The following is a 25,331-nucleotide window of genomic DNA, read 5'->3' as shown; positions in this document are numbered from 1 at the left end:
CACGACTAGGTTTGATAAACCGCGAATAACCAAGAAATAATCCTTGAGAAACATTATAATTGCTCATCAATAAGCCAGCGACAGAAACACAACCATGCCTCATACCAATATAAAACTTACCGAATATAGCCATGGCGCAGGCTGCGGCTGTAAGATCTCTCCTAAAGTCTTAAGCACTATTCTTGCGTCACAACTCCCCGTGTTTACTGACCCCAATTTATTAGTCGGTAATCAAACCCGTGACGATGCTGCAGTTTACAAACTCAATGAACAAACCGGCATTATCAGTACCACCGACTTCTTTATGCCCATTGTGGATGATCCATTTACCTTTGGTAGAATTGCCGCAACCAATGCAATCAGCGATATCTATGCCATGGGCGGCACGCCAATTATGGCTATTGCGATATTAGGCTGGCCGGTTAACTTATTACCACCTGAAGTAGCCCAACAAGTAGTTGATGGCGGACGCCAAGCTTGTGCCGATGCCGGTATTATGTTGGCTGGCGGTCACAGTATTGATGCGCCTGAACCTATTTTTGGTTTAGCGGTTACAGGCCAAATACCGCTTGAGCGAGTAAAACAGAACAACACTGCCAAAGCGAATGACCGTCTATACCTCACCAAACCGATTGGTATTGGCATTCTGACTACAGCACAAAAGCAGAAAAAGCTGCGTGATGAAGACAGCCAAATTGCCCCTAATGCCATGTGTCAGCTCAACACGATTGGTATTGATATCGCTAAAATTATTGGGGTTAATGCATTAACGGACGTCACAGGATTTGGACTGGCAGGTCACTTAATTGAAGTATGCCAAGGCGCACAACTTAAAGCTAATATCGTTTTATCCCAAGTCCCTTTACTCCCTAAAGTCAGTGATTACCTCGCTCAAGGTTGTATTCCAGGCGGTACCCATCGTAATTTTGACAGTTATAGCGAACATTTACCGCCACTAACGGATGACCAAAAAGCAATTATTTGCGACCCACAAACCAGTGGAGGACTATTAGTTGCCGTGAGTGCAGAGGCAGAACAGGAACTTAAAACATTATTAGAAGCCAATGGAATTGACGCTATTTGTATCGGTATGCTCAATACTTATGAGCCACGCGTTGACGGACACGATATCCTTGTGGAATTAAACTAATGAGCGAGGTCATCCCCAGCTCAGAATATGGCAGACTTCTATTAGAAAACCGTCCATTAATTGACGTAAGAGCGCCTATCGAATTCATTAAAGGTGCTTTTGGCCACTCGATTAATTTACCATTAATGCAAGATGGTGAACGCGAAAAAGTGGGTACATGCTATAAAAGACGTGGCCAAGAGGCTGCTATAGCATTAGGTCATGAGCTGGTGAAAGGTAAAATTAAACAGCAACGTATAGATGCTTGGCTTGCTCAATTGTCACAACATCCTGACAGCTATTTATATTGTTTTCGTGGCGGTTTGCGCTCAAAGCTATCACAGCAATGGATTAAAGAATCAGGCATGAACATCCCTTATATTGAAGGGGGTTATAAAGCCATACGTAGTTTTTTAATTAATACTATCGAGCAAGCGCCAAGCCAATCTAAAGTGCTGATTTTAAGTGGCATAACAGGTAGTGGTAAAACGGAAGTTATCCATCAACGGAATGAATCAGTCGACCTTGAAGGCCTTGCCAACCATAAAGGGTCGAGCTTTGGCAAAAATATCGATCCGCAACCCAGTCAAATCAACTTCGAAAATAATTTAGCCGTGGCATTGCTGCAGCATCAACAACAGCAACATAACCATTTGCTGTTAGAAGATGAAAGTATGCTAATTGGTCGTTCAGCCCTGCCAAAGCATTTTTACAGCGCCATGCAACAAGCTGATATTATCGTACTCGACGAGCCATTAGACGCGCGTTTACCGCGTTTATTAAATGACTATGTTGAGCAAAAACTGGCTGATTATGTATCTGGATTAGGTGAGCAAGCGGGTTTCGATGCATTTAAAGCATATTTGACTCAAAGTTTATTGGGCATTCGTAAACGCTTAGGCGGTAAGCAACATCAAGAATTGCAAGACTTGGTTGATAATGCGCTTAACGTACAACAAAGCCAAAATGATACCAGTAAGCATTTAGACTGGATAAGCCTGTTACTCGATATTTATTATGACCCGATGTATCTGTATCAACTTGAAAAGAAACAGGACAGAGTTATCTTTCAAGGCGACAGAAAAGCGATACATCAATGGTTAGATAGTCATAAGTCATAAGTCATTTAAGCAAAAATGCCCTCATGATGAGGGCATTTTTATGTGTGTCTCACCAAATTCAGTATTGAAATCAACATAAATCTAGTCACAGTAGTTCAAGACTCACTGTTATTAACGGATAAAACTGCACACTGCCATCGTTATTTAACCACGATGCACGATATAGTGTTGATGGTTTCTAGTGGCTACTGTTGCCATATCGTTACTCATGTCGTTGCCATCATATGATTAATAAATTAATCTCTGTTCGAAAAAGCAACACATCCAAAATATTAATTTATGTCCATTAAAATATAAACAAATTAATTAGTTAACAATATATCCCACGGGAGATTAGCACTACCTACCACAATAAAATTTGGGTTTTCGAGTGTTTCACGCTCATTGTAGGTCATAGGCTGTAAATTAATATCAATCAGTGCACCACCTGCTTCTTCAATAATAATCTGCGCAGCACCAGTATCCCATTCACCAGTGGGTCCTAAACGGACATAGCAATCAGCACGTCCTTCGGCCACCAAACAACTTTTTAATGCTGCACCACCCATCACCACTAACTCACAATGATTGGGTTTATTGAGTAACTTTAAAACAGATTGCGGATCTTGACGACGACTAACGGCTAAACGTAAATGCTCTGGTTCATCACCGGTTAATTGTTTACTGGTGATACGTATCTCGTTCTTACCATCACGCTTATAAGCACCTAGCCCGGCTATTGCGTAATAACACACCTTAGTCATCGGCACATAAACCACTCCCATGATAGGACGGTTATGTTCAACTAAAGCAATGATCACTGAAAAATCACCACTGCCAGCAATAAACTCACCCGTGCCATCTAATGGATCGACTAGCCAATAGCGTTTCCATGTTTCACGCACACTTAGTGGAATATCTGCAGCTTCCTCACTTAAAATAGGAATGTCGGGCGTGAGTTCAGCTAACTGACGGCAAATAATATCGTGCGCGGCTAAATCGGCAGACGTGACAGGGGTATTGTCGGACTTAATTTCGCGTTTGAAGTTACCTTTAAGGTAAATATCACGAATTTTTTGCCCAGCTTCCGTTGCGATGTCTATAACTTGCTCAATTACATCTTCTGGCTTCATTATTACTCCAATTGCTGGATTCGATAAGGATGACCTCACAAGGACATCAATAAATAAGGCTATTGCCTATTCGATGTTGCTGTTCAATGACTAACTCAATACTACTTGTGAATAACCTATTTTACGGCGTTGACTTCACGTGTAAGATTATCTGTTGGTGTATTGAGATATTGCTGAGTTAAAAAAAGTGCACTAACACTACGAGATTCTGAAAAATCAACATTCTCGAGTAATAACTGCCAATCAGATAATGGCCAAGGGATCACGTCTATTGGTTCAGGCTCATCCCCTTCTAAACGGCTAGGGTACAGTTTTTCAGCAACAAAAATATGCATTTTGCTGGAAAAGTAGCCTGGCGCAAGCGATAGCTCTTTTAGATAGGTCAATTGATAACTGCCAAAACCAATTTCTTCTTGGAGCTCTCGATTAGCGGCTTCAACTGCCGTTTCGCCTGGATCTATCAACCCTTTCGGAAAACCGAGTTCATAATTATCAGTGCCGGCGGCATATTCACTCGCTAATAATAAATTACCTTGATGAATAGGCACTATCATCACCGCCCCTCTGCTACCGCCCTTCATTCTTTCATATTGACGCTCTACGCCATTAGAAAACTTAAGGTGTACCTGCTCGATTTGAAACAGTCTGCTTTTGGCAACAATTTCGGTATGCAGGATTTCCGGCTTTTTATGCCGCTGTGTCATTGAAGCCTCGTGTGACGAATTAATATATACAGGGTACAATCTTACTATTATGGGTATATTCTACAACCGGAATTTACATGTTTCCTTGGTATAAAATAGATACAGTGCTGCTCGACATGGATGGTACCTTGCTTGATCTGCATTTTGACAACCACTTTTGGTTACATTTAGTGCCACAACAATTAAGCATGCAGCGTCAAATAAGTTTGGATGAAGCCAATACACTCGTTAAACAAGCTTACTATGATGTCGTTGGCACCTTAGATTGGTATTGTCTTGATTACTGGCAACGCTATTTACAACTCGATATTTTGGCATTACACCATGCATCGGCTGATAGAATTAAACTTCGCCAAGACAGCATGCCTTTTTTACAGGCATTAGCAGGGGCAAGTAAACAACGCATTTTGTTTACTAATGCTCACCCACAAAGCTTAGCGCTTAAGTTAACTCATACCAATTTAGGCCATGGTTTAGATGAAATGTTATCGAGCCATGAAAGCGGTTATCCCAAAGAACATCCGCAATTTTGGCAGTATGCACTGACTAAGTTCAACTTAGATCCGTCACGGTGTTTATTTATTGATGACAGCGAAGTGATATTAGCGGCATCGAAAAAGGCTGGCATAGGTTATCAACTCGGGATTAAAAACCCCGATAGCCAAAAGCCTCATATTGAATTTACCGACTTCCCAGCGATTACCGATTACCACCCACTATCATTGGCACTTCAATCGGTATAAGCAAATATCACTATATAAACGATTCAAGTAGTGATTGATCGTTAAATAGCGGTTGATGTCTGAACATAGTTAATAAAGTAGTTGATAAGGTTATTCGATAAATTATTGCCGATATAAAAATGCCTTGATAGTGATATCAAGGCATTAGTTATTCAAATATCAACCGATTTTACAAGCCAGGCACAACGCCTTGATAGTTAATAGGGTAATACCCTTGGCTGTCTTGTCGACCTAAAAAGGATAACGAATCACGTAAATCTTTAGGTTGGGCATCGGTCGGTTTAATTTTAGCACTCACTTTAACCAAGTTTGACTCGCCTAAAATAACAGTTCCCGTTAAGCCTAATACGTTTTGAGTTTCATCAGTGGCAATTTGTAATTGCCCATCAAGGCAACTGAGCCCCAATGAAATGTTACCTAAAGGGTACACGCCATATTGATTTTTAACGTTAGTATTATTTAAAAATAATTTACCGTTTAATTGTTCACACCATGGTTTACCTTGCTCTAGCACTGCAACCATTAAGCTCACATCGCCATCAATTTGGGTTTTAAAAGGTAAACGGGCTCCCGCTAGTAAAAAACTATCAGGTAAATCAAGGCGAATATTTTTGGCACTCAGCCCAGATAACGACCAACTCACACTACCTTTACCACTAACAGCCGTAGCTCGATTACCGATATTAAAATCGATATCGGCTTTACCAAGCAATAATCCCCATGGACTTAACTGCCAACTAACGTGTTCTATTTGGCGTTGATCAATGGTAATTAACGCCGCCTTTCCTTGCCAAAGTGTACCTTCAGCACCTGTGATAACCACATTATTAGGTAACGGAGCGATACTGACTAACCAGTTCGCCGGTAAATAAACCAATAAAAACGCGAGGTAAATAATGACGCCAATGACTATTTTTGAAAATAAGCTCACAAAAAATCCTTACTGAGAAAGCTGAATACGTCTTACTTTTACAAAGCCAGCAACGTCTGATTCGGTTAGATCTACGCTGTCTAACGTTAAGCCCTTTTGCTCTACTAAGTCATGCAAGTAACCTAGTAACGCATCAAATGGCACGTCATCCATCCATAGCTGAATTTTATCGTCTTGCGGCTGCATGCGAGTGATCTCTAACTTATATTGTCCAGCTGTTTGATTTACCAAAGAACTTAAACTGCCACGAACTTTAGCTTGCGCACCCGCTTGTTTCAGACCCGCTATTTTATTGGCGGTTTGTTTAACATAATTTAACGTTTGCTGCGCTGCGCTGTTATCACGTTGGGCAGTTTCTTGAGCATTCGATATCGGTGTCCAAATGCCCCAATAAATGATGCCTATCGCCAATACTGCAGCACAAAAACCAACAAGTTGTTGTTCTCTAATGGCTAAACCTTGCCACCAACTACGCATGTTTTCCATGTTATTTATTCCTTAACGTCAGCGTACTGGTAACGCTTTCTTCGCTACTGTTCATGGCACCACCTTCGAGAAGATAGTCTTTGCTAACAAGCTCTTTAAATGTATCTATTTGGCCGTACGTTTTTGCTGTCACTTGCATTCGTAGCTCATTACGATTGGCTTCGTAACGCAAAGTGTTCGGTTTAAGTTCTGGCACCTTACTAAACGCTGGCTTTAAACCATCTAGCATTTCAAAAAATACTGCACCGCCACCTTGGCCTTGCATGCTGCGTAATTCACTGCCCATTTGTGAGCGCATATTAACAATACGGTTTACACCCGGTACAGCTTGTTTAAAAATCATTTCGCTTTGAGCTTGCAGCTCTGCGGTCTGGTTATTCAGTTGATGAATGGCGATGCCTTTATTCGCTAAGGCTAAAACAATCGCAATCATCACCACAATCGCCGTATTTTTCCAGGTGAGTAATTGCTTACTGTATTCATGCTTAGGTTTATAAATGCCACTTAGCAAATTGATTGGGGCGTTCAAAATGCCTTTTGCTAATACCATCATCGGTAAATCGAGTGGCTTGTTATTAATTTCCACGCCTTCAAATACAATATCGTCACTGTAGCTTGCTACACTAATTGACTCATTATCATTAGGTTTTGCAGCTGTTAATAGGTGTGGAAGTGCAAATGCAGACCATGCTTTAGGCACGCTAACGCCTCCACCTTCAGACGTTCGGATTAAATACTCACTACCAACACTCATTGCCGCCCAGCGACATTGCTCTAACGGCAACGCTAAACAATCTGGCACGATACGTTTTACTTTTAAGCCTGCATGATGGAGCCATTCAAGCCATATTTGCATTTGCTCATGCGCCACCGCAGCCACATTAAGCTGCTCACCTTCACGAGGCCCAACAACAAAATGCATATTGTCTACATTCGTCGCTAATGATTCCTCTAACATGTATGGCAACGCCTTTAATGCTTGGCGTTGACCTTTTTCGGGCAACAAAATTTGTGTCAATGTCATGTTGGCCGCAGGCACAAGTACATCAACAGGACGATTACCCGCACGCTCAGCTAAAGTGCTGAGACTGGCGGCATCAGATAATTCACCAGAAGCGATGATCTCTTGCTCTTGTTCTGACCATACTAGCCACGAACATGGGTGTTCTGATGATTTTCCTAACCGGATAAATAGCCGTTCAGACACTGTTTATTCTCCACCGATCTCAATACGCATTGTTACGCAATGAATTTGTTATTATTGTTGACCACCATACTGACGGGTGAGCACATCTAAATCTTTACCATTACGCTTCAGGACACTATCCATTCGAAATATTGCAGTATCGACTTTGGCACCAGCCTTCAATAAAAAGTACTGACTATCAACCACAAAACTCGACTTTACATTTGCTTCAATCTTTATACCACTGAGTGATGAACCTTCCCAAAACTCTTCAATTTTTTCATATCCATCCGCTGGACGATTGTTAATAACATTTTCAGCTTCGCCGACTGATATTTTATTTTCTAACATTGCTGTCAGTAAAGCTGCTTGCTCAACCTTAATGGTATTTACATTTAATAGCTGACTGTCTTCACCAGGTATTGCACATACATAAGGTAAAAGATTCAGGTAAACATCTTGGTTGAACCCTAACACTGCACGTAACTCACTGCGATGCTGCATCAAGGTATTGGCCGCACGATATGGCACATTACGCGATTCATATTCGGCATCTTCAGCACCATATGGGCCTGATAACGTATCTTCGTCGATATAATCTTTAAGGGTTGACGTTAATTGCTCGGCGCCAAAATCATCAACGCCTAAACTGATCAACAGCGATTGAAACTGTATAGCTGCTACGGTCATTTTGGGCTGACCATTTTCAATTTCATTCGATGCTTGACCGACGGCATTAACATTAAAGCATGATCGCATATCTTGTATTTCACCGACAATTTCACCGTATTCAGCTGGAAACGCCACATTGGCCAAGGCCCAATACTGTTGTAAATGTACGGTTCCTTCTGAATCTTCAAAATCTTGCTTGAGCACTTTCATCGCCAGCTCTTCAGCAGAAAGGGCATACCAATAAGCCTGGTCGTATTGGGCTAAATTAAGCGTTCGACGCATTGAAAGCTGATTGCGACTACTAATGTTGGTGGCAATAATCACCACCATAGCAACAATTAGCATCACTACTATTAATGCAACCCCGCGTTGCTTTTGGCCGCCCATTATGAGGATTTCCCATCATCGGTTTCATTTTCATCTTTACTATTTGAACCGTTACGGTTGTTGCCACTGTCTTTGTCAGACTTAGTTGCTGGTGCACCTTTAGGCAGTAAAAAACGACGCTGAATTTTACCCAAACCTTCTAATTCTATTTCCATCGCAATCCCTTTTGGCATCACGGTTCCATCAACTTGCTTCTGCCATTTATCATCCATATAAAACGAATACTCAATTGACAGCACATGGTCAATAACCATGCTTTTTAATGGCTCAGCACCTGATACAGGTTCAGGATAAGGATAATACCAACGCTCAAGACGGCCATTTTGAACCACATAGGCAACCGATTGCAGGCTGCCTCTAGGTAACATGCCATCGGGGTTTAACCAGCCCAAACGGTAAAATACCAGTGCTTCGGTTTCAGAGTCGAGGATATTATCGCCAGCCTGAAAAAAACGGCTGCCACGATCACCTTCAAATAATCTAGGGCTACGCGCTACCATTTGGCCAAAATCACGTTCTAACGCACCAAAACCTTGCTGTAATGACTTAAGCCGAGTAGCAAACTCTTTGGTCACTTCATCATTTTTCATTACCGTCGACAATACTGAGTTTGCCGCGATACCCAACATGGCAAAAATCGCAATCGCGATAAGCATTTCGAGTAAGGTAAAGCCGCTGAAATACCTAGGCTTTGTTATGGACATAACTGCTTACCTGAGCCACTACGCGTTTAAATTTGTCGTCGTCACTGACGCTAATACGGATCATTCTAAATTTATCATCGGTGGTTTTAATCACTTCTTGGCGCCAATACCATTCGCGGCCCGCAAGTTCTGACTGACCCGTTTTTTGGCCTATATCAGGAAAGGTACCAGGTAATCGCACGTCGACCATTTGATTACTGGCTACCCATTGGGCTAACGTTCGTTCCTCTAAAATGGGCATGTTCGCCATTTGTTCACCCAAACTTTTAGTAACCGATACCGCTGCAATGGAAAACACAGCTAGAGCAACGATAACCTCAAGTAAGGTCATACCACAATTTTTACCGCGTAAGCTTTTAACGCCAGAGTGACTAACAAATGAGCGACTAATACCTAAGTTGTTAATACCTGAGCGGTTAACTTTCCCGTATTGAGGGCGTCGATGTGATGTGAGTTTATTCATCTACACGCCCTAATGTTAAACGGCCTAACGCGTCACCCACAACCAGCACATTGACTGGCTGACGGTCGTCATTAATCGTATTAAAACCCAACTCAAAGGGAGTCATTTCTCCGCTGGGAAACAATAAAATTTGCGGTTCAGGATGTTTCTTTTTTTCTTCTTCGCTCTCTTCGTCGATAAAAGGTTCATCAAACCAAGACTCATTTTGCTCGTCTTCTTGAACTAATGGCATGCCATCGATCACAATATCTAAGGTAATACCGGCATCCATTTTTTTGGCCGATAATAGCCGGTCTTGATCAACTGGCATCCATTTGCCTTCTTTATAAAACACAAACTGATATTGATCTTCGTCAATCACAATGCCAATAAACTGACCGCTTAAGACGCTTTCATCAAGCACCATCTCAGTGGCAGTCATAAAACGTTGCGCCTGTTTTTTGAGCATTTGTTCCGGCCCAGCAACACTAATAGACATGGTTACCGCAGAGGCAACCAAACCCATTAGCAATGCCACAATTAACACCTCTAATAAAGTGAAACCGGCTTGACGATGATGAATCATCTTATTGGAAATCTTGTAAATTCCAGCTTCCGATATCGTCTTCAGAACCTGGTTGTCCATCTGGTCCTGCGCTGAAAATGTCAATTTTGCCATTTTCACCAGGGCTTAATAGTAAATAGTCACTGCGCCATGGATCTTGTGGTAAACGCTTAACATACCCACCTTCACGGAAATTACGCGGCTCTGGTGACGAGTTAGGCTTTTGCACCAACGCATCGAGACCTTGTTCTGTGGTTGGGTAAATACTGTTATCTAACTTATACATATCCAATGCATTTTCTAACGCCACAATATCTGATACCGCTTTTTGTTGATCGGCTTTGTCCTTGTTACCCATCAAATTGGGCACAACCATTGACGCTAAAATACCTAAAATAACAATCACCACCATTACTTCGAGTAAGGTGAAACCACGTTGTTTATTATTATGTTGCATTAATTACTTCCTCTAAAAATTGTCTATATATTCATGCGTAAAATCAGCTATAAATCTTGGTTTACGCTTACCCTACAAAAATCCATAACTTCAAACCTAACCGCTGATCAAGTTATTTAACTCTAAAATAGGCTGTAAAATGGCCATTACAATAAATAATACAACCGATGCCATACTCACGACTAGCATTGGTTCAAATACTCCTAATGCAATATTAACGTTCGACTCAAACTCTCGGTCTTGGTTGTCTGCTGCGCGTTCTAGCATGTTTTCTAGCTGGCCACTTTTTTCACCCGATGCAATCATATACAACATCATTGCCGGGAATAACTTAGTATTAGTCAACGCCGTGCCTAAACTAGTTCCCTCACGGACTCGCGCCGTAGCCTCATCAACAGCAGCACGCACCTTAACATTTTGTAAAACTTCGCTGGCAATACGCATCCCATCAAGTAATGGTACCGAGCTGGCTGACAAAATACTTAATGTTCGCGCAAATCGGGCGGTATTCAGGCCTTTACTTACTTTGCCAATAACGGGCATTTTCAAAAGGGCTGTGTCATATTTCATCCGCATAATCGGATTAGTCAGCAGTCGCTGAAACATCACCATAGCAGCAAAGATAAGCAGTACGACCACAACCCCCCAATGTTGTACAAAATCAGAGGCGAGAATCAAGAACTGAGTTGTACCAGGTAATTCTTGGCCCATGTGTTCAAACTGCCCAACAACCTTTGGCACCACAGCTGCCAATAACACCGCAATAACACCAATAGCGACCACGGTTAATACAATAGGGTAAATCATTGCTTGAGTAAGCTTGGATTTGAGTTGCTGACGACGCTCGGTATAATCGGCAAGTCGATTAAGTACCACTTCTAAATGGCCTGATTTCTCACCCGAGGCTACCATTGCGCGGTATAAGTCATCAAACACATGCGGAAATTCGGCCATTGAGTCAGCTAAGCTGTAACCTTCAACCACCCGAGAACGCACCGCCATAATCATGCTACCTAAGCGATCTTTCTCAGACTGTTGCCCCACCGCTTTTAACGCTTCTTCAATGGGTAAGCCTGCGGCCACTAATGTCGCTATTTGGCGCGTAATCAATGCCAATTCGGCAACAGAAATACGCTTTTTAAATAGGGAGGCTAAATTAAAACCGCCACGCTGTGAACGGGCTTCTTTCTCACTGACAGGCTGAAGTTCTAGCGGCATAAGGCGCTGCTCACGCAGCTGGCTTCTTGCATGACGCGCAGTATCAGCTTCTATCACACCTTTTTGTTGCTTGCCTTTACTATCAAGGGCTTTGTATTCAAACGCCGCCATTGATTACTCCTCGCGCGTAACGCGCAATACTTCTTCTAGCGTTGTTACACCTGTGAGTACTTTACTCATGCCGTCATGACGAATACTTGGAATCGATTTACGTACATATTTTTCAATGGCTAATTCGCCCCTGCCTCCATGAATTAACTCACGGACATTGTCATCAACGGTAAGTAACTCATGAATACCTGTTCGACCACGATAACCATTTTGACCACAGGCCTTACAACCTTTAGCGCGATAAATAATACGTGTGTCGTTTGCGGTAATACCCAGCAACTCGCGTTCACGCTCATCAGGCTCATGTGCTTCTTTACACTGTGGGCATAATGTCCGAATTAAGCGTTGAGCAAGCACGCCAAGCAAACTTGATGACACTAAAAAGGGTTCTACGCCCATGTCTTGCAAGCGGGTTATTGCCCCTGATGCGGTATTGGTATGTAAGGTTGAAATCACTAAGTGACCGGTTAATGATGCTTGCACTGCAATTTGCGCCGTTTCCAAATCACGAATTTCACCAATCATGACCACATCGGGATCTTGACGTAAAATTGCGCGTAATCCACGGGCAAAAGTCATGTCGACCTTAGTGTTTACTTGAGTTTGACCAACGCCCTCTAACTCATATTCAATAGGATCTTCAACGGTTAAAATATTGGTATCTTTAGAATTGATTTCCGTTAACCCGGCATACAAGGTAGTACTTTTACCAGAACCTGTCGGCCCTGTTACAAGAATAATGCCGTGTGGCTTACGAATTAATTCATCGAATTTTTCACGAATGCCAGGTGTCATACCCAGTTGTTGTAAGTCTAAGTTGCCGGTATTTTTATCTAATAAACGCATTACCACACGCTCACCATGACTTGATGGCATAGTTGATACCCGCACATCGACAGCACGACCCGCAATACGTAACGAAATACGCCCATCTTGTGGTAGGCGTTTTTCGGCGATGTCCAAACGTGCCATCACTTTAATACGCGACACCAATAAAGACGATAATTTACGATTTGGCTTTAATACTTCTTTCAACACGCCATCAATACGGAAACGAACAATTAATTGTTTCTCGTAGGTTTCGACGTGAATATCTGAGGCTTCTTCTTTAATCGCTTCCGATAACAGCGCATTAATTAACTTAATAATCGGCGCGTCATCATCGCCTTCAAGCAAGTCTTCCGTTTGTGGCAGTTCTTCAGCTAGGGTAAACAAGTCCATTTCGTTACCAATATCTTCCATAAGCTGTTGGGCTTCTGAAGAATTAGCTTGATATGCTTGCGTCAGTTTAGCTTCAAACTTTGCCACTTCTAGCTTAATTAACGGTAACTCAACACCCGAGTAGCGCCGTACTTCTAACATGGCACTAAGCGGTGTGTTATCAGTGTAGAAGAGACAAAGCTGCTCGTTTTCTTTCGCTAACACCAATTGAAAGCGGTGCGAGAAGGCAAACGGCAAGCGCTCTTTACTCGTCGAATGAAAAACCTCATCACCTTCAACAACTTCCATGGCAACTTCACTAGATACTTGGGCTAATGGTTCTGTCATCACGCTATCAGTCATTGTTTTGAGCCTTGTCCTTTTGCATGTTTTCATCGATAGTGCGCAAGGCTGGATCTGAATCACGTATATCGGTGCTCAGCCCTTTGCCGCTTTTATAGCGATCAAGCATGTCATTCACGTCATCTGGCAAGTAAGCCTCTTGATCCCATTCTTCAAGAACCGGGACTTGAGTATTTGGCATTAAATTAATACCACGAGCTTGTTGTTCCAGCTGTAATGCTCTGAAATAATTATATTTACGACCGGCAATCCCTTCCATTGTCATACCGTCACGAATAATGGTGGGCTTAATGAAAATCATTAAATTCTTTTTCGTTTTCTTACTAGAAGAAGACTTGAATAAATGACCTATAAAAGGAATATCGCCAAGAATTGGGACTTTTTGAATACTTTCTTGTACTTCTTCGTTAATTAATCCACCCAGCACTACAATTTGGCCAGAATCTGCCATAACCGTGGTCGTTAAACGACGAGTAGAGAAACTGATGTCGACACCAGTGTTACCATTAACACCCGACACTTCTTGTTCGATAGTTAATTTAACTGACGAACCTTCGTTAATTTGCGGTACCACTTTGAGCTTAACTCCGACTTCCTTACGTTCTACCGTTTGGAATGGATTATCATTGTTAGAGCTTGAAGTTGAACCGGTAATAATCGGCACTTCATCACCAACAATAAACGACGCTTCTTGGTTATCTAGTGTGGTAATAGACGGTGTTGCTAGTACGTTTGAATTTGTATCACTCGACACAGCTTGGATTAACGCCGCAAAGTTACCTGTGGTCACGCCCCACGCCATACCATTCACTTTGCCTAATGCTTGGGCGATCAAGGTATAGTCACCGTCTGAAGTTGGATTAGTTGTCGTTACCGGATTACCATTACCATCAATAGTCGTCACGCTAGTGCCATCCTCTTCACGTGCAGACCAGACTCCAGCCCCGACTTCACCAATGGTTGGGCCAATGTTGTTAAACTGCGTTAAGCCACCCGCTTCGCTGCCCCATTGCACTCCAAAACCAACGTTATCACCTTCAGCGATTTCAACAATAATGGCTTCAACGAGCACTTGAGCACGGCGAATATCAAGCTGATTAATGACGCTTTCAATGGTACGCAGTTGATCTGGTTCGGCACTAATGACCAGTGAGTTAGTGTCGCTGTGGGCCATAATATTGATATCACTACGACGCTTACTTGAGTTGCCTTGCTGAGTACTGGCACCCTCTTTATTATCTTGTAAGTTTTGTGCAAATCCGGTTAATACTTCAACCAAGTCTTCAGCTTTGGCGTAACGTAAATAACGTACTTTGGTGTTACCCGTACTCGCCTGTTCAGCATCAAGTCGTTTAATGAGTTCGATTACACGTTGACGGCTTTTTTCATCGCCACTGACAATAACAGCATTCATGCGTTCATCAGCCACCACTTTAGGTGCTTGGCCAGGCAGCTGTGATTGGTTAGCACTTGAACGATATAAGGTATCGACTATGCGAACAATTTCTCCTGCAGAGGCATAATCTAAGGCCACGACTTGTACGTCGGTGTCGCCTTGCTTATCAACTCGGCGAACAATCTCTACCAACTTGTTCACTACCGCTGCACGACCAGAAATCATTAACACGTTTGATTGGTCATAGTTAACAACGTTACCGCCACCAGCATTATCATTTAACTGGCGAAGTAATGGAGCAAGTTGTTTCGCTTCAGAATTGTATAATGGAACAATTCGGGTGACCATTTCGTCACCAACACCAGGTGCTTTGTCATCGGCGACACGAATAGAAGCCATTTTGGCGTCTTTGTCTTTAATGACTTTAATGACGTGGTTTTCCATTTCAACCACTGCATAACCATACACTTGAAGTACGTTAAGGAAGAATTGGTAATATTGATCATCATTAAGTAAATCGTAACTACGGACATTAATTTTGCCACGTACTGTTGGATCTACAATAATGGTTTTATTGAGGTTTTTACCGACAATATTAATAAATTCTTGAATGTCAGTGCCTTTAAAATTGGCGGCATATTGTTCCGACCAAGCACTCGGTGCCGCTATCATTGCAGCGCCCATAAGCATTCCAGCAATAATGTTATGTCGGATCCCTTTATTATTCATTCTACTCAATCCTCTAACGCCAAATTATTCTGGCAAACTAAACATGATTTCGACCAACTGCCCTTCACGCTCAACCATGACAGCCATTTCGGTGAGCTCAGGCAGTTGTGCCATCACTTCTAATGCCTGACCCATATCGGTCAGATCAAATCCATTTATTGATTTTGCTAAATCATTAGCCTGAAAACCCGCTTGCTTAAACAACGCGACATCTTTACCAGGATTTAAACGGTAACCCGCTAATTCATCGCCATTACGTACCGGTGAAATAGCTAAAAAGTCTGTAATTTTACTTGGGTCTGCTAACAACTCATCACGAGAATTAGACAAATCTTCAGAAAAACGTTGATTATCACGACGATCAACTCGGGTTACCTGTTGATCGACCTTGGCTTGTTGTAGCTGTGAGTTTGCTGCACCTTGTGTGGTGTATTGAAGACCATCAAGCATTAAGGTTTCGTAACGACCACCATTACTGATAATAATCCGGTCAGCATAAACCTCTTTTAAAGAAGCAGAAGTCCCTTTGATTTTATCGCCTAAACCATAAGTTTCTTGTTGCCCACTTGATTCAATAACCGCTAAACCTTGAGCTTCCTCGGTGGATGCCACAACTCCGGTCAATTGAATAGACAAGTTTGTTTTAGGCGCATCGGTGATTTGCTCTACGACTTCAGCTTTGGGTTTATTGCTGTTGTTGTCTAAGCGACCAAAAAGCAATAGGTTACGTACACCGGCAAGCTCAATACGCTTTGCAGTGCCTGCTGAGATGGGGGATGGTTGCCACACCGCAGATTGCGACGATACTGGCATCAACTTCCATGTGATCTGTGCAGCGAGTAGCAACACGATGACCAGTCCAAGCCAAAATACAATCATACTCAATAGCTTATGTGGTATTTTTGCAGCGTTGGTGATCAGTTTATCTAATAAATCCATATGTTATTGGACCCTCTATACGACTTGGTACAGGTCTCTGTTCTAATTGTTAATAAAATGCGAAAATATATGTGTAGCCGTCATGCTAACCCACACAGGATAAAGCAACAACCCCAGAGCATATCGATTGGCGAATCTCCATCAAATATGCTAACTTTGCGCCCATAAAAAGAGCCATAATATTGCCCTTTATTACGATAATACACACATTGTATGGCAGTTAGGTTACTCAGTCTGTGAAATCATCCCTGTTTTGGAGGTCATGTGACTCAAAATCAGCCCGACAAAAGCTTTATTCGGCTCGACAAATGGTTATGGGCGGCACGTTTTTATAAAACTCGCGCTATCGCAAAAGACATGATCAATGGCGGTAAAGTACATTACAACGGTCAACGGACTAAATCCAGTAAGAATGCTGAAGCGGGTGCAAAAATCCGCCTTCGCCAAGGTAATGATGATAAAGAGATTATTGTCCTTCAATTATCTGGCCATAGACAAAGTGCTAATGTAGCGCAAACCCTATACGAAGAAACACCAGAGAGTATTAGCAAACGGATTATAAACGCTGAAGCCCGACGGCTAAATATTTTGAACAATCCGGCACCAGACCATAAACCGGATAAAAAACAACGACGACAGATTATGCGCTTAAAAGATTACTAGGCGCCCAAAAAGTAAGAGAATGCAAATGAACAACGATATTTTACATCGCTACATTTTTGATAATGCCGATGTGCGAGGCGAGATAGTCCAATTAGAAAGCAGTTACCAAGAAGTGCTTTCTGCACATATCTATCCGGTTGCCTTACAAGCCCTAATCGGCGAGTTAATGGCCGCAACATCATTACTCACGGCAACGATCAAGTTTAGCGGTGACATTAGCGTGCAGTTACAAGGCGATGGCCCGGTTTCTTTAGCGGTAATTAATGGTAACAATAAGCAAGTATTACGCGGTGTAGCACGTTGGAACGGTGATATTGCTGCCAATGCAAGCTTGCAACAAATGTTCGGTAAAGGTTACATGGTCATTACGTTAACGCCTGATGAAGGTGAACGTTATCAAGGTATTGTATCATTAGACCATGTCAATCTAGCAGCTTGCTTAGAAGAGTATTTTAATCAATCAGAGCAGCTACCTACCCAAATACAGTTATTTGCTAACGGCAAACAAGCGGCAGGAATGTTGTTGCAAGTATTACCAGCAAAATCGGGTAATACTGACGACTTTGAACATCTCTCAGCATTGACCTCGACCATTAAAGCAGAAGAGTTATTCACTCTTGATGCTGAACAGGTATTACATCGCTTGTATCATCAAGAAGAAGTACGCTTATTTGATCCTGTTGATGTTACGTTTAAATGTAGCTGTTCTCGTGATCGCAGTGCTGCAGCAATCAAAACGTTACCCCAAACTGAAGTTGAAGAGATTCTAGCTGAGGAAGGGAAAATCGAGATGGATTGTGAGTATTGCACAGCAAAGTACTCTTTTGATGCGATAGATATTGCAGCGTTATATTCTGGTAGTCATAGCAGCCAGTCACAGCAGTAATCAATGTCGTTACCCACAACGTAACCACTTACAGAAAAAGCGCGCAATGCGCTTTTTTTATGCCTTAACCGTCTAAAGAAAACATCAAACGCCAAAAACTTTCAAAAAAATTACCAAACTGTTCGTTACCGCGGCATTAACTTACGTTACAATCCCTACACTAGCTTATAGCCATCGCGCAAAAATAATAACAAGCTAAGTTTGAATACCTAACCCCCAATAGCTTTTCACTGCGAAACACGACCTAAAAGACATGGAGATCAACACTATGGCGGATGTATCTAACCGCGTTCACCTCAACCCTACGACAGCACAGTTAGTAGAAATCGCGCTTCTTCGTGGAGAAGGTCAGCTGACCGCAAATGGTGCCTTAGTGGCCAAGACAGGGGAAAGAACGGGTCGTTCACCTAATGACCGGTTTATCGTCAAAGAGGCAAACACTGAAGCCGATATTGAATGGGGCAAAGTAAACCGTCCGTTTGATGCTGGCAAATTTGATGCGTTATGGGGCCGGGTAGAAGCCTACCTTGCAGACAAAGAACTGTTTACGTCAGAACTCGAAGTTGGCGCTGATGATGAACATTACATTCCTGTACGTGTAACCACTGAGTTCGCGTGGCATCAATTGTTTGCTCGTAATTTATTTATCGCTCCAGAAACCTTTAATCGTGGTAATAAAGACACCTGGCAAATCATCAATGCGCCAGGTTTTGTCTGCGAACCTGAACGTGATGGTACAAACTCTGAAGCCGCTGTTATTCTGAACTTTGCCGAGCGAAAAGTACTGCTTGTAGGGTTGAAATATGCAGGTGAAATGAAGAAGTCGATGTTCTCGGTGCAAAACTTCTTATTACCCGCTAAAGGTGTGTTACCCATGCATTGTTCGGCCAACGTCGGCCACGATGGTGATACCACATTATTCTTCGGCTTATCGGGTACCGGTAAAACCACTCTTTCAGCTGATCCAAAACGTTTCCTGATCGGTGATGATGAGCACGGCTGGGCACCTGGTGGCGTATTTAATATCGAAGGTGGTTGCTATGCAAAATGTATCGACCTTAGCCAAAAAAATGAACCTGTGATTTGGGATGCGATTCGTTTCGGTACCGTACTCGAAAATGTGGTGCTTGATGAACATCGAGTGCCTGATTATAAAGATACTAGCCTGACTGAAAACAGCCGTGCCGCTTATCCTTTAGAGCATATCGCTCAACGTAAAGAAGATAACCGTGGTGCTGAACCTCATGCTGTGGTTTTTTTAACCTGCGATGTATCAGGTGTATTACCGCCTGTGTCGATATTAAGCAAAGAACAAGCTGCATATCATTTCTTATCGGGTTACACCGCGAAAGTTGGCTCGACAGAAATGGGCTCAACGTCTGCAATTCAGTCAACTTTCTCGACGTGTTTTGGTGCACCATTCTTCCCACGTCCAGCAGGAGTGTATGCTGAACTACTCATGAAACGTATTGAGTCGTTTGGCAGCCAAGTTTACCTTGTTAACACTGGCTGGACCGGTGGTCCACATGGTGTAGGTAAACGTTTTGATATCCCGACAACTCGCGCCATTGTGGATGCTATTGTCAGTGGTGAGCTAAAAGATGTTGAAACCGTTTATATCGATAAACTGAATTTAAACGTGCCTGTTAGTGTATCAGGTGTTGATACTGCTTTATTAAACCCAGTCAACACTTGGGCAGATAAAGCTGAGTATGACAAATATGCACAACAACTAGCACAAGAGTTCAGTGATAACTTTGCAAAATATAAAGTGTCTGAAGCCATCAAAAATGCTGGCCCTAACGTGTAAACACGTTACCCATTATTCGCATCGCTTTATTTAACGCGATGTAATTTAAAAATCCCAACTTCGGTTGGGATTTTTTATCGGCACTGTTCCAGTTCATTTATAAGGGTAAAAGCAACTGAAACTGTTGATAGGCAGTGTTATGATGCTATTACCGTATTTCGACACCATCACCATTCACAGGGATATTCATGCGCCGCTTTTTGCTTGCTAGCTTAATGGTTAGTCCGTTACTCATCTGTTCCACTTTCACTCATGCTAACAATGCTGTGTCTGCTGCTCCTCAAGTACCGGCAGAGCAAATAACGCATCTCGAAAATGACAGTATACTACCGCCAATTCATCCTTGGTCAGGCGCCAGTGAAAGCTTACTGTTAAGTGCAGATCAACCATGGGCAACCCCTTTTGAGCAACAAGGTTATGTTTCAAGCCCGAACTATCACGACACTATGGAATGGTTAGACAAACTCGTCGACAGCACCGACGTGTTGCAAAAAGTCAGCATTGGTAAAAGCCCCCAAGGACGAGATATATGGATGATTATCGCGTCACAAGATGGGGTATCAACGGCACAAGCATTAAGTGACAACGGTAAAGCAACGGTATTTGTGCAAGCAGGTATTCATTCTGGTGAGATTGACGGTAAAGATGCAGGTATGATGCTGCTGCGAGATATCAGTCATCGTAACAAACGCGATTTGCTTGAAAACGTTAATTTACTGTTTATTCCTATTTTCAGTGTCGATGCCCACGAGCGTAGCAGCAAATTCAATCGAGTAAATCAACGCGGGCCGGTGAATATGGGCTGGCGCACTACTGCTAACAATCTTAATTTAAACCGTGATTATGCTAAAGCTGACACTCTAGAAATGCAGCACCTCATTCAAGCGATTAATATATGGCAGCCAGACTTATATATTGATATCCATGTGACCGATGGTATTGACTACCAATACGATGTCACCTTTGGCTACAACGTTGCACAAGGCTATAGCCCAAGTATTTTTACATGGTTAGAGTCTATTTACCGCCCCGCGGTTGAACATGCATTAACAGAGCAAGGCCACATTCCGGGCCAGTTGGTATTTGCTAACGATAATACAGACATGACTAAAGGCTTGTCATTGTGGAATCCTAGCCCACGTTTTTCCAATGGTTACGGTGATGCTCGTCATTTGCCGACTATTCTAATAGAGAACCATAGCCTTAAACCTTATAAGCAACGCGTTCTTGGTACCTACGTTACACTTGAACAAACCCTTAAAACGGTGGCAAAAAATAGCACCAAGCTAAAGTCTGCGATTAATGAAGACAAATATCGTAACCCAAGCAAGTTAACCATTAGCTGGCAAAATGAAACCTTAGCTGAAGGAAAAGACTTTAAAGGGATTGATTACCGTGTTGAGCAAAGCCCAATCAGTGGTGACAAAGTTGTACGCTGGACTGGAGAGCCTAAGTTATATGAAAACTTACCGATTGTGGCTAACACAAAAGCAGATATCACGGTAACTCGGCCTGTGGCTTATTATATTCCGCCACAATGGACAAACGTTATTGAGCGTTTATCTTTGCATGGCATTAGAATGACACAACTGAATAAGCCAACGTCGATAACAGCGCAGCAATATCAATTCAGCGACCCACTATTCTCAAGTGCTGATTATGAAGGTCATCAAACGGTAACGGCAACAACGACTATTCACAAAATAAATACCCTCTTGCCAGCGGGTAGCATGCGTATTCCAACCGACCAACCCTTGGGTGACTTAGCAATGCTCTTACTTGAACCTCAGGCTGAGGATTCATTGTTTTATTGGGGAATGTTCAATACCATTTTTACCCGCACTGAATACATTGAAGACTATGCCGTGGAACCTTTAGCAGCAAAAATGTTACTCGACAATCCAACTCTACAAGCTGAGTTTGATCAAGCGCTTAAAGATCCTGATTTTGCTAAAGATAGCCAAGCAAGATTACGCTGGTTTTACCAACGCAGCCCATATTATGACAACGAATACATGAAGTATCCGGTGTTGCGGGCGTCTAAATAAGCTTCAACGCTATATAGACAATGAGATTAAATAACGCCGTATCACTCCACAAGTGCTGCGGCGTTTTTTGTGGGATGCGGTAAATCAATCCATAAATCTTGATTTTGAAAAGGTGTTTGTGGCGCAAACGGTGAATTAGTTAAGTCAAAAATTCGACTGTGGCGATATCGACTCAGTGGGAACATATTTCGAGTTGTTTCATGCTGCTCAATAAACTCATGTAACTGACCTGTCGCAATGAATGCCTCTAAACCTTGAGTAATGCGTTGCACTAAGCGTGGATGGTCATTGCTAACAACAATATCCGCCGAGCCATAATCGTCAGCGGTTTGGGTTAATAGCAGCTATAACAAGTCGTAATAATATTGGTGAGTGGTATTTTCTGAAGATTGAGCTGGTTGAATGCGTACTTGTTGTGCCGCTGAAGGAAATGCCGAGCAACACATGATCAGCGCAACACTCATTAACGACTTGACCATTGTGGATTAACCATTGAGATTCCATCATTTCAGTCTAGTCGTAAAAAAACTGTAAACCAAAATTTTGATATGAAAAACTTATAAATATAGGTAACTTATCGTTACCGTGGACGGGTTAACTCATACTGTTCAATCAATAATAATTTTTGCTGGCGAGTATATTTTTTAACAGCAATTTCGCGTTTTGACGCTTCACTTCGATCAGTTAATGATTCTTGATAAACTAAGGTTAACGGGCCTTTACCTTTTAAATATTTAGCTGCTTTAGGACCACTGGCTTGATGCTCGCCAAAACGACGTGAAATATCCGTGGTAATACCGGTGTATAAATGCGAGTTTGCACAGCGAATAATGTATAAGTACCAATCGGTATTGGCGTTATTTTTCGACATAAAATATAAAACCTTAAGTGTGATCATAAAACTCTTGTGCCATCATGGCATACTAAGCACCATTAAAAGCAAAGACCTATTTCAGCCAAGATACAGTTGATAGTATTTTAGCGATTCATTAAGGAAGTTCTGATGTCCAGTAATCAAGACCCTTGCGCTCAACCAACATTGCTTCATCCCGATCAAGCAATTGAGCAACTTTTAGCTCAAGTTGAAGCAACCCAAGATACCGAGCTCGTCACATTAACCCAGGCTATCGATAGAGTGCTAGCGGAAGATCTAGCATCGAGTATTGATTTACCCCCATTTGATAACTCGGCAATGGACGGTTATGCATTTCGTTTTACCGATTTAGCCGCATCACAGGATAAAACAACCCTTACCCTCGTGGGTAGTTCTTTTGCAGGCCACCCTTTCGATGGCCAAGTATCACCCAATAGCTGTATTCGTATTATGACCGGCGCCCCTGTACCTGTGGGTTTTGATACCGTGCAAATGCAAGAAAAAGTCCAAGCAGACGATAATCAAATTACCATCGAGCACCCACATCGATTAGGCGCTAATGTCCGCCGTCGTGGTGAAGAGCTGCTTGCAGGTACCAAAGTATTGCACAAAGGCATCACTATCCGCGCAGCTGAAATGGGCGTACTCGCCACTATCGGTATTAGCCAAGTTAGAGTGACACGTAAACTAAAAGTCGCCTTCTTTTCCACTGGTGATGAGTTACGCCCTGTAGGAAGTGAACTGGCTCCCGGACAAATTTATGATTCTAACCGCTATTCAATCCAAGGCTTACTCAGTAAAAGTCATGTTGACTGGGTTGATTTAGGCGTAATAGCCGACAATAAAGAAGCCATTCGTGGTGCATTTAAAGAAGCAGCCAGCAAGGCTGATATGGTATTAACATCTGGCGGAGTCTCAGTGGGTGAAGCTGACTTTACTAAACAGATTTTGTCTGAAGAAGGCCAGATTACCTTTTGGAAGCTCGCTATTAAACCAGGCAAGCCATTCGCATTTGGTAAAATAGATAACGCTATTTTTTGCGGTTTGCCCGGTAATCCCGTTTCTTCGATGGTAACGTTTTATAAACTCGTGTTGCCCATTTTACATAAAATGCAGGGACTTAAGCCTGTTAAACCGTTATTTTGCCAAGCAAGGTTACTGACAGATATACGCAAATACCCTGGTAGAGTCGAATATCAACGCGGCATACTCAGTCGAAATGAATTGGGCGAACTTGAAGTAGCGATTACTGGCGGCCAGGGCTCAGGCATGCTCACATCAATGAGTTTAGCTAATTGTTTTGTGATATTAGATCAATTCCAAGGCGACACGCCAACAGGCGCACAAGTCACCGTAGAGCCTTTTAATAACGTGTTGTGTTAGGAATAGTATGGATTCACTTGATCAAGAGATACTCACTGATAATGAAATGCTGCGCTATAGCCGGCAGATCTCTATTAAGGCTATCGATATCGATGGCCAAGAAAAGCTCAAGCTTGCCAAAGTATTAATTATTGGTGCAGGCGGACTCGGCTGTGCAGCAAGTCAATACCTTGCCGTGGCTGGGGTTGGTGAAATCACCTTAGTTGATTTTGATACCGTAGAGCTGTCTAATTTGCAGCGCCAAGTATTGCACTATGACGCCAATATTGGCCAAGCAAAAGTTGAATCGGCTAAGCAATCGCTGATGCTGCTAAATCCATTAATTAACATCAATACCATTAATGCGTTATTAGATGATGATGAGATTAACGTGTTGGTGAGTCAACATAGCTTAATTCTGGATTGCACAGACAATATGTTAGTGCGTGAACAGCTTAATAAAAGCTGTTTTGAGCACCAAGTGCCTTTAGTGTCAGCCGCGGCTATTAGAATGGAAGGCACTGTTACAGTATTTGACTACCAACAAGACAGCCCTTGCTATCAATGCTTTAGTGCTTTATTTGGTGAACAACAATTAACGTGTGTTGAGGCAGGTATTCTTGCGCCTGTGGTCGGCATGATTGGCTGCATTCAAGCAACAGAAGCAATCAAAGTCATCACGGCTATCGGCGAGCCATTAACGGGGAAGTTGTTAATGATTGATGCGATGACCATGGAGTTTAGGCAAATGCGTTTACCTAAACAACCACATTGTAAAGTATGCGGTGTTAATCCGTAGATAAAATCATCTCTAGGGTCATCGCTATAGTGTTACAGTGCTGGCGAATGTACAGCGCCAGAGTCGCTTAATGCGCTATCAGCTAAATCGGCTGTTGGCGCTATAACCAATTGAGCTTGGGCAAGCTGTGCACGTTCTGCTTTGGCAATATAAGGCGATTTATTAGCAGCATGCAGCTTAGCATTGGCTTTTTTTGCTTTAGCTTTCAGAGTTTGATTAATTTTCTTTTTACGGTTCATATTGGTCACTTGATAGCATTTCTACGAGGTAATTATAATCTCAAACTGATTAAAA

The 25,331-nt window shown here is 42.4% G+C and carries 27 protein-coding genes; 9 read left to right on the top strand and 18 right to left on the bottom strand.

All coding sequences use genetic code 11. The features are described 5' to 3' along the window. Positions 1 to 94: 94 nt before the first annotated feature. Both selD and mnmH read left to right on the top strand, forming a co-directional pair. Entirely contained in the window at positions 95 to 1,150 is a 1,056-nt protein-coding gene (gene selD, locus GUY17_RS00625) for a selenide, water dikinase SelD (protein ID WP_162022020.1), read from the top strand. Beyond that, positions 1,150 to 2,250: a tRNA 2-selenouridine(34) synthase MnmH gene (gene mnmH / locus GUY17_RS00620; RefSeq protein WP_162022019.1), complete on the top strand. Its 1,101-nt coding sequence runs from the start codon at positions 1,150 to 1,152 to the stop codon at positions 2,248 to 2,250. Before selD ends, mnmH begins: the two co-directional genes overlap by 1 nt. Before the next feature lie 302 nt (positions 2,251 to 2,552). Here the strand turns inward: mnmH and cysQ are convergent, their stop codons facing one another. Both cysQ and nudE read right to left on the bottom strand, forming a co-directional pair. Further along, positions 2,553 to 3,362: a 3'(2'),5'-bisphosphate nucleotidase CysQ gene (cysQ, locus tag GUY17_RS00615; protein ID WP_101087400.1), complete on the bottom strand. Its 810-nt coding sequence runs from the start codon at positions 3,360 to 3,362 to the stop codon at positions 2,553 to 2,555. Between the two features lie 116 nt (positions 3,363 to 3,478). Beyond that, the gene (gene nudE / locus GUY17_RS00610; protein ID WP_162022018.1) at positions 3,479 to 4,066 is read right to left on the bottom strand and encodes an ADP compounds hydrolase NudE; all 588 of its coding nucleotides are present in this window, start codon (positions 4,064 to 4,066) and stop codon (positions 3,479 to 3,481) included. Positions 4,067 to 4,143: 77 nt separating this feature from the next. On the opposite strand from nudE, the gene yrfG reads away from it, so the two are divergent. Next, positions 4,144 to 4,809, top strand: a complete 666-nt coding sequence (gene yrfG / locus GUY17_RS00605; RefSeq protein ID WP_162022017.1) for a GMP/IMP nucleotidase — start codon at positions 4,144 to 4,146, stop codon at positions 4,807 to 4,809. 169 nt (positions 4,810 to 4,978) lie between these two features. Here the strand turns inward: yrfG and GUY17_RS00600 are convergent, their stop codons facing one another. From GUY17_RS00600 to gspC, 12 genes are all read right to left on the bottom strand, one after another. Further along, entirely contained in the window at positions 4,979 to 5,740 is a 762-nt protein-coding gene (locus GUY17_RS00600) for a type II secretion system protein N (protein ID WP_162022016.1), read from the bottom strand. Between the two features lie 9 nt (positions 5,741 to 5,749). Continuing rightward, positions 5,750 to 6,226, bottom strand: a complete 477-nt coding sequence (locus tag GUY17_RS00595) for a type II secretion system protein M (protein WP_101087404.1) — start codon at positions 6,224 to 6,226, stop codon at positions 5,750 to 5,752. Position 6,227: 1 nt separating this feature from the next. After that, complete coding sequence (gene gspL / locus GUY17_RS00590; RefSeq protein WP_162022015.1) at positions 6,228 to 7,433, bottom strand: type II secretion system protein GspL; 1,206 nt, start codon at positions 7,431 to 7,433, stop codon at positions 6,228 to 6,230. A gap of 51 nt (positions 7,434 to 7,484) precedes the next feature. Next, positions 7,485 to 8,471: a type II secretion system minor pseudopilin GspK gene (gspK, locus tag GUY17_RS00585; protein ID WP_162022014.1), complete on the bottom strand. Its 987-nt coding sequence runs from the start codon at positions 8,469 to 8,471 to the stop codon at positions 7,485 to 7,487. Beyond that, positions 8,471 to 9,175 carry a type II secretion system minor pseudopilin GspJ gene (gene gspJ, locus GUY17_RS00580; protein WP_162022013.1) on the bottom strand — a complete coding sequence of 235 codons (705 nt, stop codon included), beginning with the start codon at positions 9,173 to 9,175 and terminating at the stop codon, positions 8,471 to 8,473. The genes gspK and gspJ overlap by 1 nt, the downstream gene beginning before the upstream one ends. Next, positions 9,156 to 9,566: a type II secretion system minor pseudopilin GspI gene (gene gspI, locus GUY17_RS00575; RefSeq protein ID WP_302476626.1), complete on the bottom strand. Its 411-nt coding sequence runs from the start codon at positions 9,564 to 9,566 to the stop codon at positions 9,156 to 9,158. The genes gspJ and gspI overlap by 20 nt, the downstream gene beginning before the upstream one ends. Before the next feature lie 64 nt (positions 9,567 to 9,630). Next, positions 9,631 to 10,203: a type II secretion system minor pseudopilin GspH gene (gene gspH, locus GUY17_RS00570; protein WP_101087408.1), complete on the bottom strand. Its 573-nt coding sequence runs from the start codon at positions 10,201 to 10,203 to the stop codon at positions 9,631 to 9,633. A 1-nt stretch (position 10,204) separates the two neighbouring features. Next, positions 10,205 to 10,639, bottom strand: coding sequence for a type II secretion system major pseudopilin GspG (gene gspG / locus GUY17_RS00565; RefSeq protein ID WP_059745209.1), 435 nt, complete (start codon positions 10,637 to 10,639; stop codon positions 10,205 to 10,207). Positions 10,640 to 10,735: 96 nt separating this feature from the next. Beyond that, positions 10,736 to 11,968, bottom strand: coding sequence for a type II secretion system inner membrane protein GspF (gene gspF / locus GUY17_RS00560; protein WP_101087409.1), 1,233 nt, complete (start codon positions 11,966 to 11,968; stop codon positions 10,736 to 10,738). Between the two features lie 3 nt (positions 11,969 to 11,971). Continuing rightward, positions 11,972 to 13,531, bottom strand: a complete 1,560-nt coding sequence (gspE, locus tag GUY17_RS00555) for a type II secretion system ATPase GspE (protein ID WP_101087410.1) — start codon at positions 13,529 to 13,531, stop codon at positions 11,972 to 11,974. Next, the gene (gene gspD / locus GUY17_RS00550) at positions 13,524 to 15,656 is read right to left on the bottom strand and encodes a type II secretion system secretin GspD (RefSeq protein WP_162022012.1); all 2,133 of its coding nucleotides are present in this window, start codon (positions 15,654 to 15,656) and stop codon (positions 13,524 to 13,526) included. Before gspD ends, gspE begins: the two co-directional genes overlap by 8 nt. A gap of 24 nt (positions 15,657 to 15,680) precedes the next feature. Continuing rightward, positions 15,681 to 16,595, bottom strand: a complete 915-nt coding sequence (gspC, locus tag GUY17_RS00545) for a type II secretion system protein GspC (RefSeq protein WP_101087412.1) — start codon at positions 16,593 to 16,595, stop codon at positions 15,681 to 15,683. A 264-nt stretch (positions 16,596 to 16,859) separates the two neighbouring features. Here gspC and hslR point away from each other — a divergent pair, with 264 nt between their 5' ends. The 4 genes from hslR (at position 16,860) to GUY17_RS00525 (ending at position 22,002) form a co-directional block, all read left to right on the top strand. Next, positions 16,860 to 17,258: a ribosome-associated heat shock protein Hsp15 gene (gene hslR, locus GUY17_RS00540; protein ID WP_162022011.1), complete on the top strand. Its 399-nt coding sequence runs from the start codon at positions 16,860 to 16,862 to the stop codon at positions 17,256 to 17,258. A 25-nt stretch (positions 17,259 to 17,283) separates the two neighbouring features. Beyond that, the gene (gene hslO, locus GUY17_RS00535; RefSeq protein ID WP_162022010.1) at positions 17,284 to 18,144 is read left to right on the top strand and encodes an Hsp33 family molecular chaperone HslO; all 861 of its coding nucleotides are present in this window, start codon (positions 17,284 to 17,286) and stop codon (positions 18,142 to 18,144) included. A gap of 253 nt (positions 18,145 to 18,397) precedes the next feature. After that, complete coding sequence (locus tag GUY17_RS00530) at positions 18,398 to 19,954, top strand: phosphoenolpyruvate carboxykinase (protein WP_162022009.1); 1,557 nt, start codon at positions 18,398 to 18,400, stop codon at positions 19,952 to 19,954. Positions 19,955 to 20,142: 188 nt separating this feature from the next. Continuing rightward, entirely contained in the window at positions 20,143 to 22,002 is a 1,860-nt protein-coding gene (locus GUY17_RS00525; protein ID WP_162022008.1) for a M14 family metallopeptidase, read from the top strand. Positions 22,003 to 22,043: 41 nt separating this feature from the next. Here the strand turns inward: GUY17_RS00525 and GUY17_RS00520 are convergent, their stop codons facing one another. From GUY17_RS00520 to GUY17_RS00515, 3 genes are all read right to left on the bottom strand, one after another. Continuing rightward, on the bottom strand, positions 22,044 to 22,274 hold the full coding sequence (locus GUY17_RS00520) for a hypothetical protein (RefSeq protein ID WP_162022007.1): 231 nt from the start codon (positions 22,272 to 22,274) through the stop codon (positions 22,044 to 22,046). 72 nt (positions 22,275 to 22,346) lie between these two features. Further along, the gene (locus tag GUY17_RS21255; protein ID WP_302476620.1) at positions 22,347 to 22,481 is read right to left on the bottom strand and encodes a hypothetical protein; all 135 of its coding nucleotides are present in this window, start codon (positions 22,479 to 22,481) and stop codon (positions 22,347 to 22,349) included. 101 nt (positions 22,482 to 22,582) lie between these two features. Further along, a complete protein-coding gene (locus GUY17_RS00515) occupies positions 22,583 to 22,873 on the bottom strand; it encodes a GIY-YIG nuclease family protein (protein WP_254439846.1) in 291 nt (96 codons plus the stop codon). A 132-nt stretch (positions 22,874 to 23,005) separates the two neighbouring features. Here GUY17_RS00515 and moeA point away from each other — a divergent pair, with 132 nt between their 5' ends. Continuing rightward, the gene (moeA, locus tag GUY17_RS00510) at positions 23,006 to 24,259 is read left to right on the top strand and encodes a molybdopterin molybdotransferase MoeA (protein ID WP_162022005.1); all 1,254 of its coding nucleotides are present in this window, start codon (positions 23,006 to 23,008) and stop codon (positions 24,257 to 24,259) included. A gap of 7 nt (positions 24,260 to 24,266) precedes the next feature. Then, positions 24,267 to 25,037: a molybdopterin-synthase adenylyltransferase MoeB gene (moeB, locus tag GUY17_RS00505; RefSeq protein ID WP_011635588.1), complete on the top strand. Its 771-nt coding sequence runs from the start codon at positions 24,267 to 24,269 to the stop codon at positions 25,035 to 25,037. Positions 25,038 to 25,069: 32 nt separating this feature from the next. Here the strand turns inward: moeB and GUY17_RS00500 are convergent, their stop codons facing one another. After that, positions 25,070 to 25,276, bottom strand: a complete 207-nt coding sequence (locus GUY17_RS00500; protein ID WP_101087419.1) for a DUF2986 domain-containing protein — start codon at positions 25,274 to 25,276, stop codon at positions 25,070 to 25,072. Positions 25,277 to 25,331: the final 55 nt, after the last annotated feature.

Source organism: Shewanella sp. Arc9-LZ (assembly GCF_010092445.1).
Taxonomy (GTDB): Bacteria; Pseudomonadota; Gammaproteobacteria; order Enterobacterales; family Shewanellaceae; genus Shewanella.
This window is presented reverse-complemented; position numbering and strand designations above follow the sequence as displayed.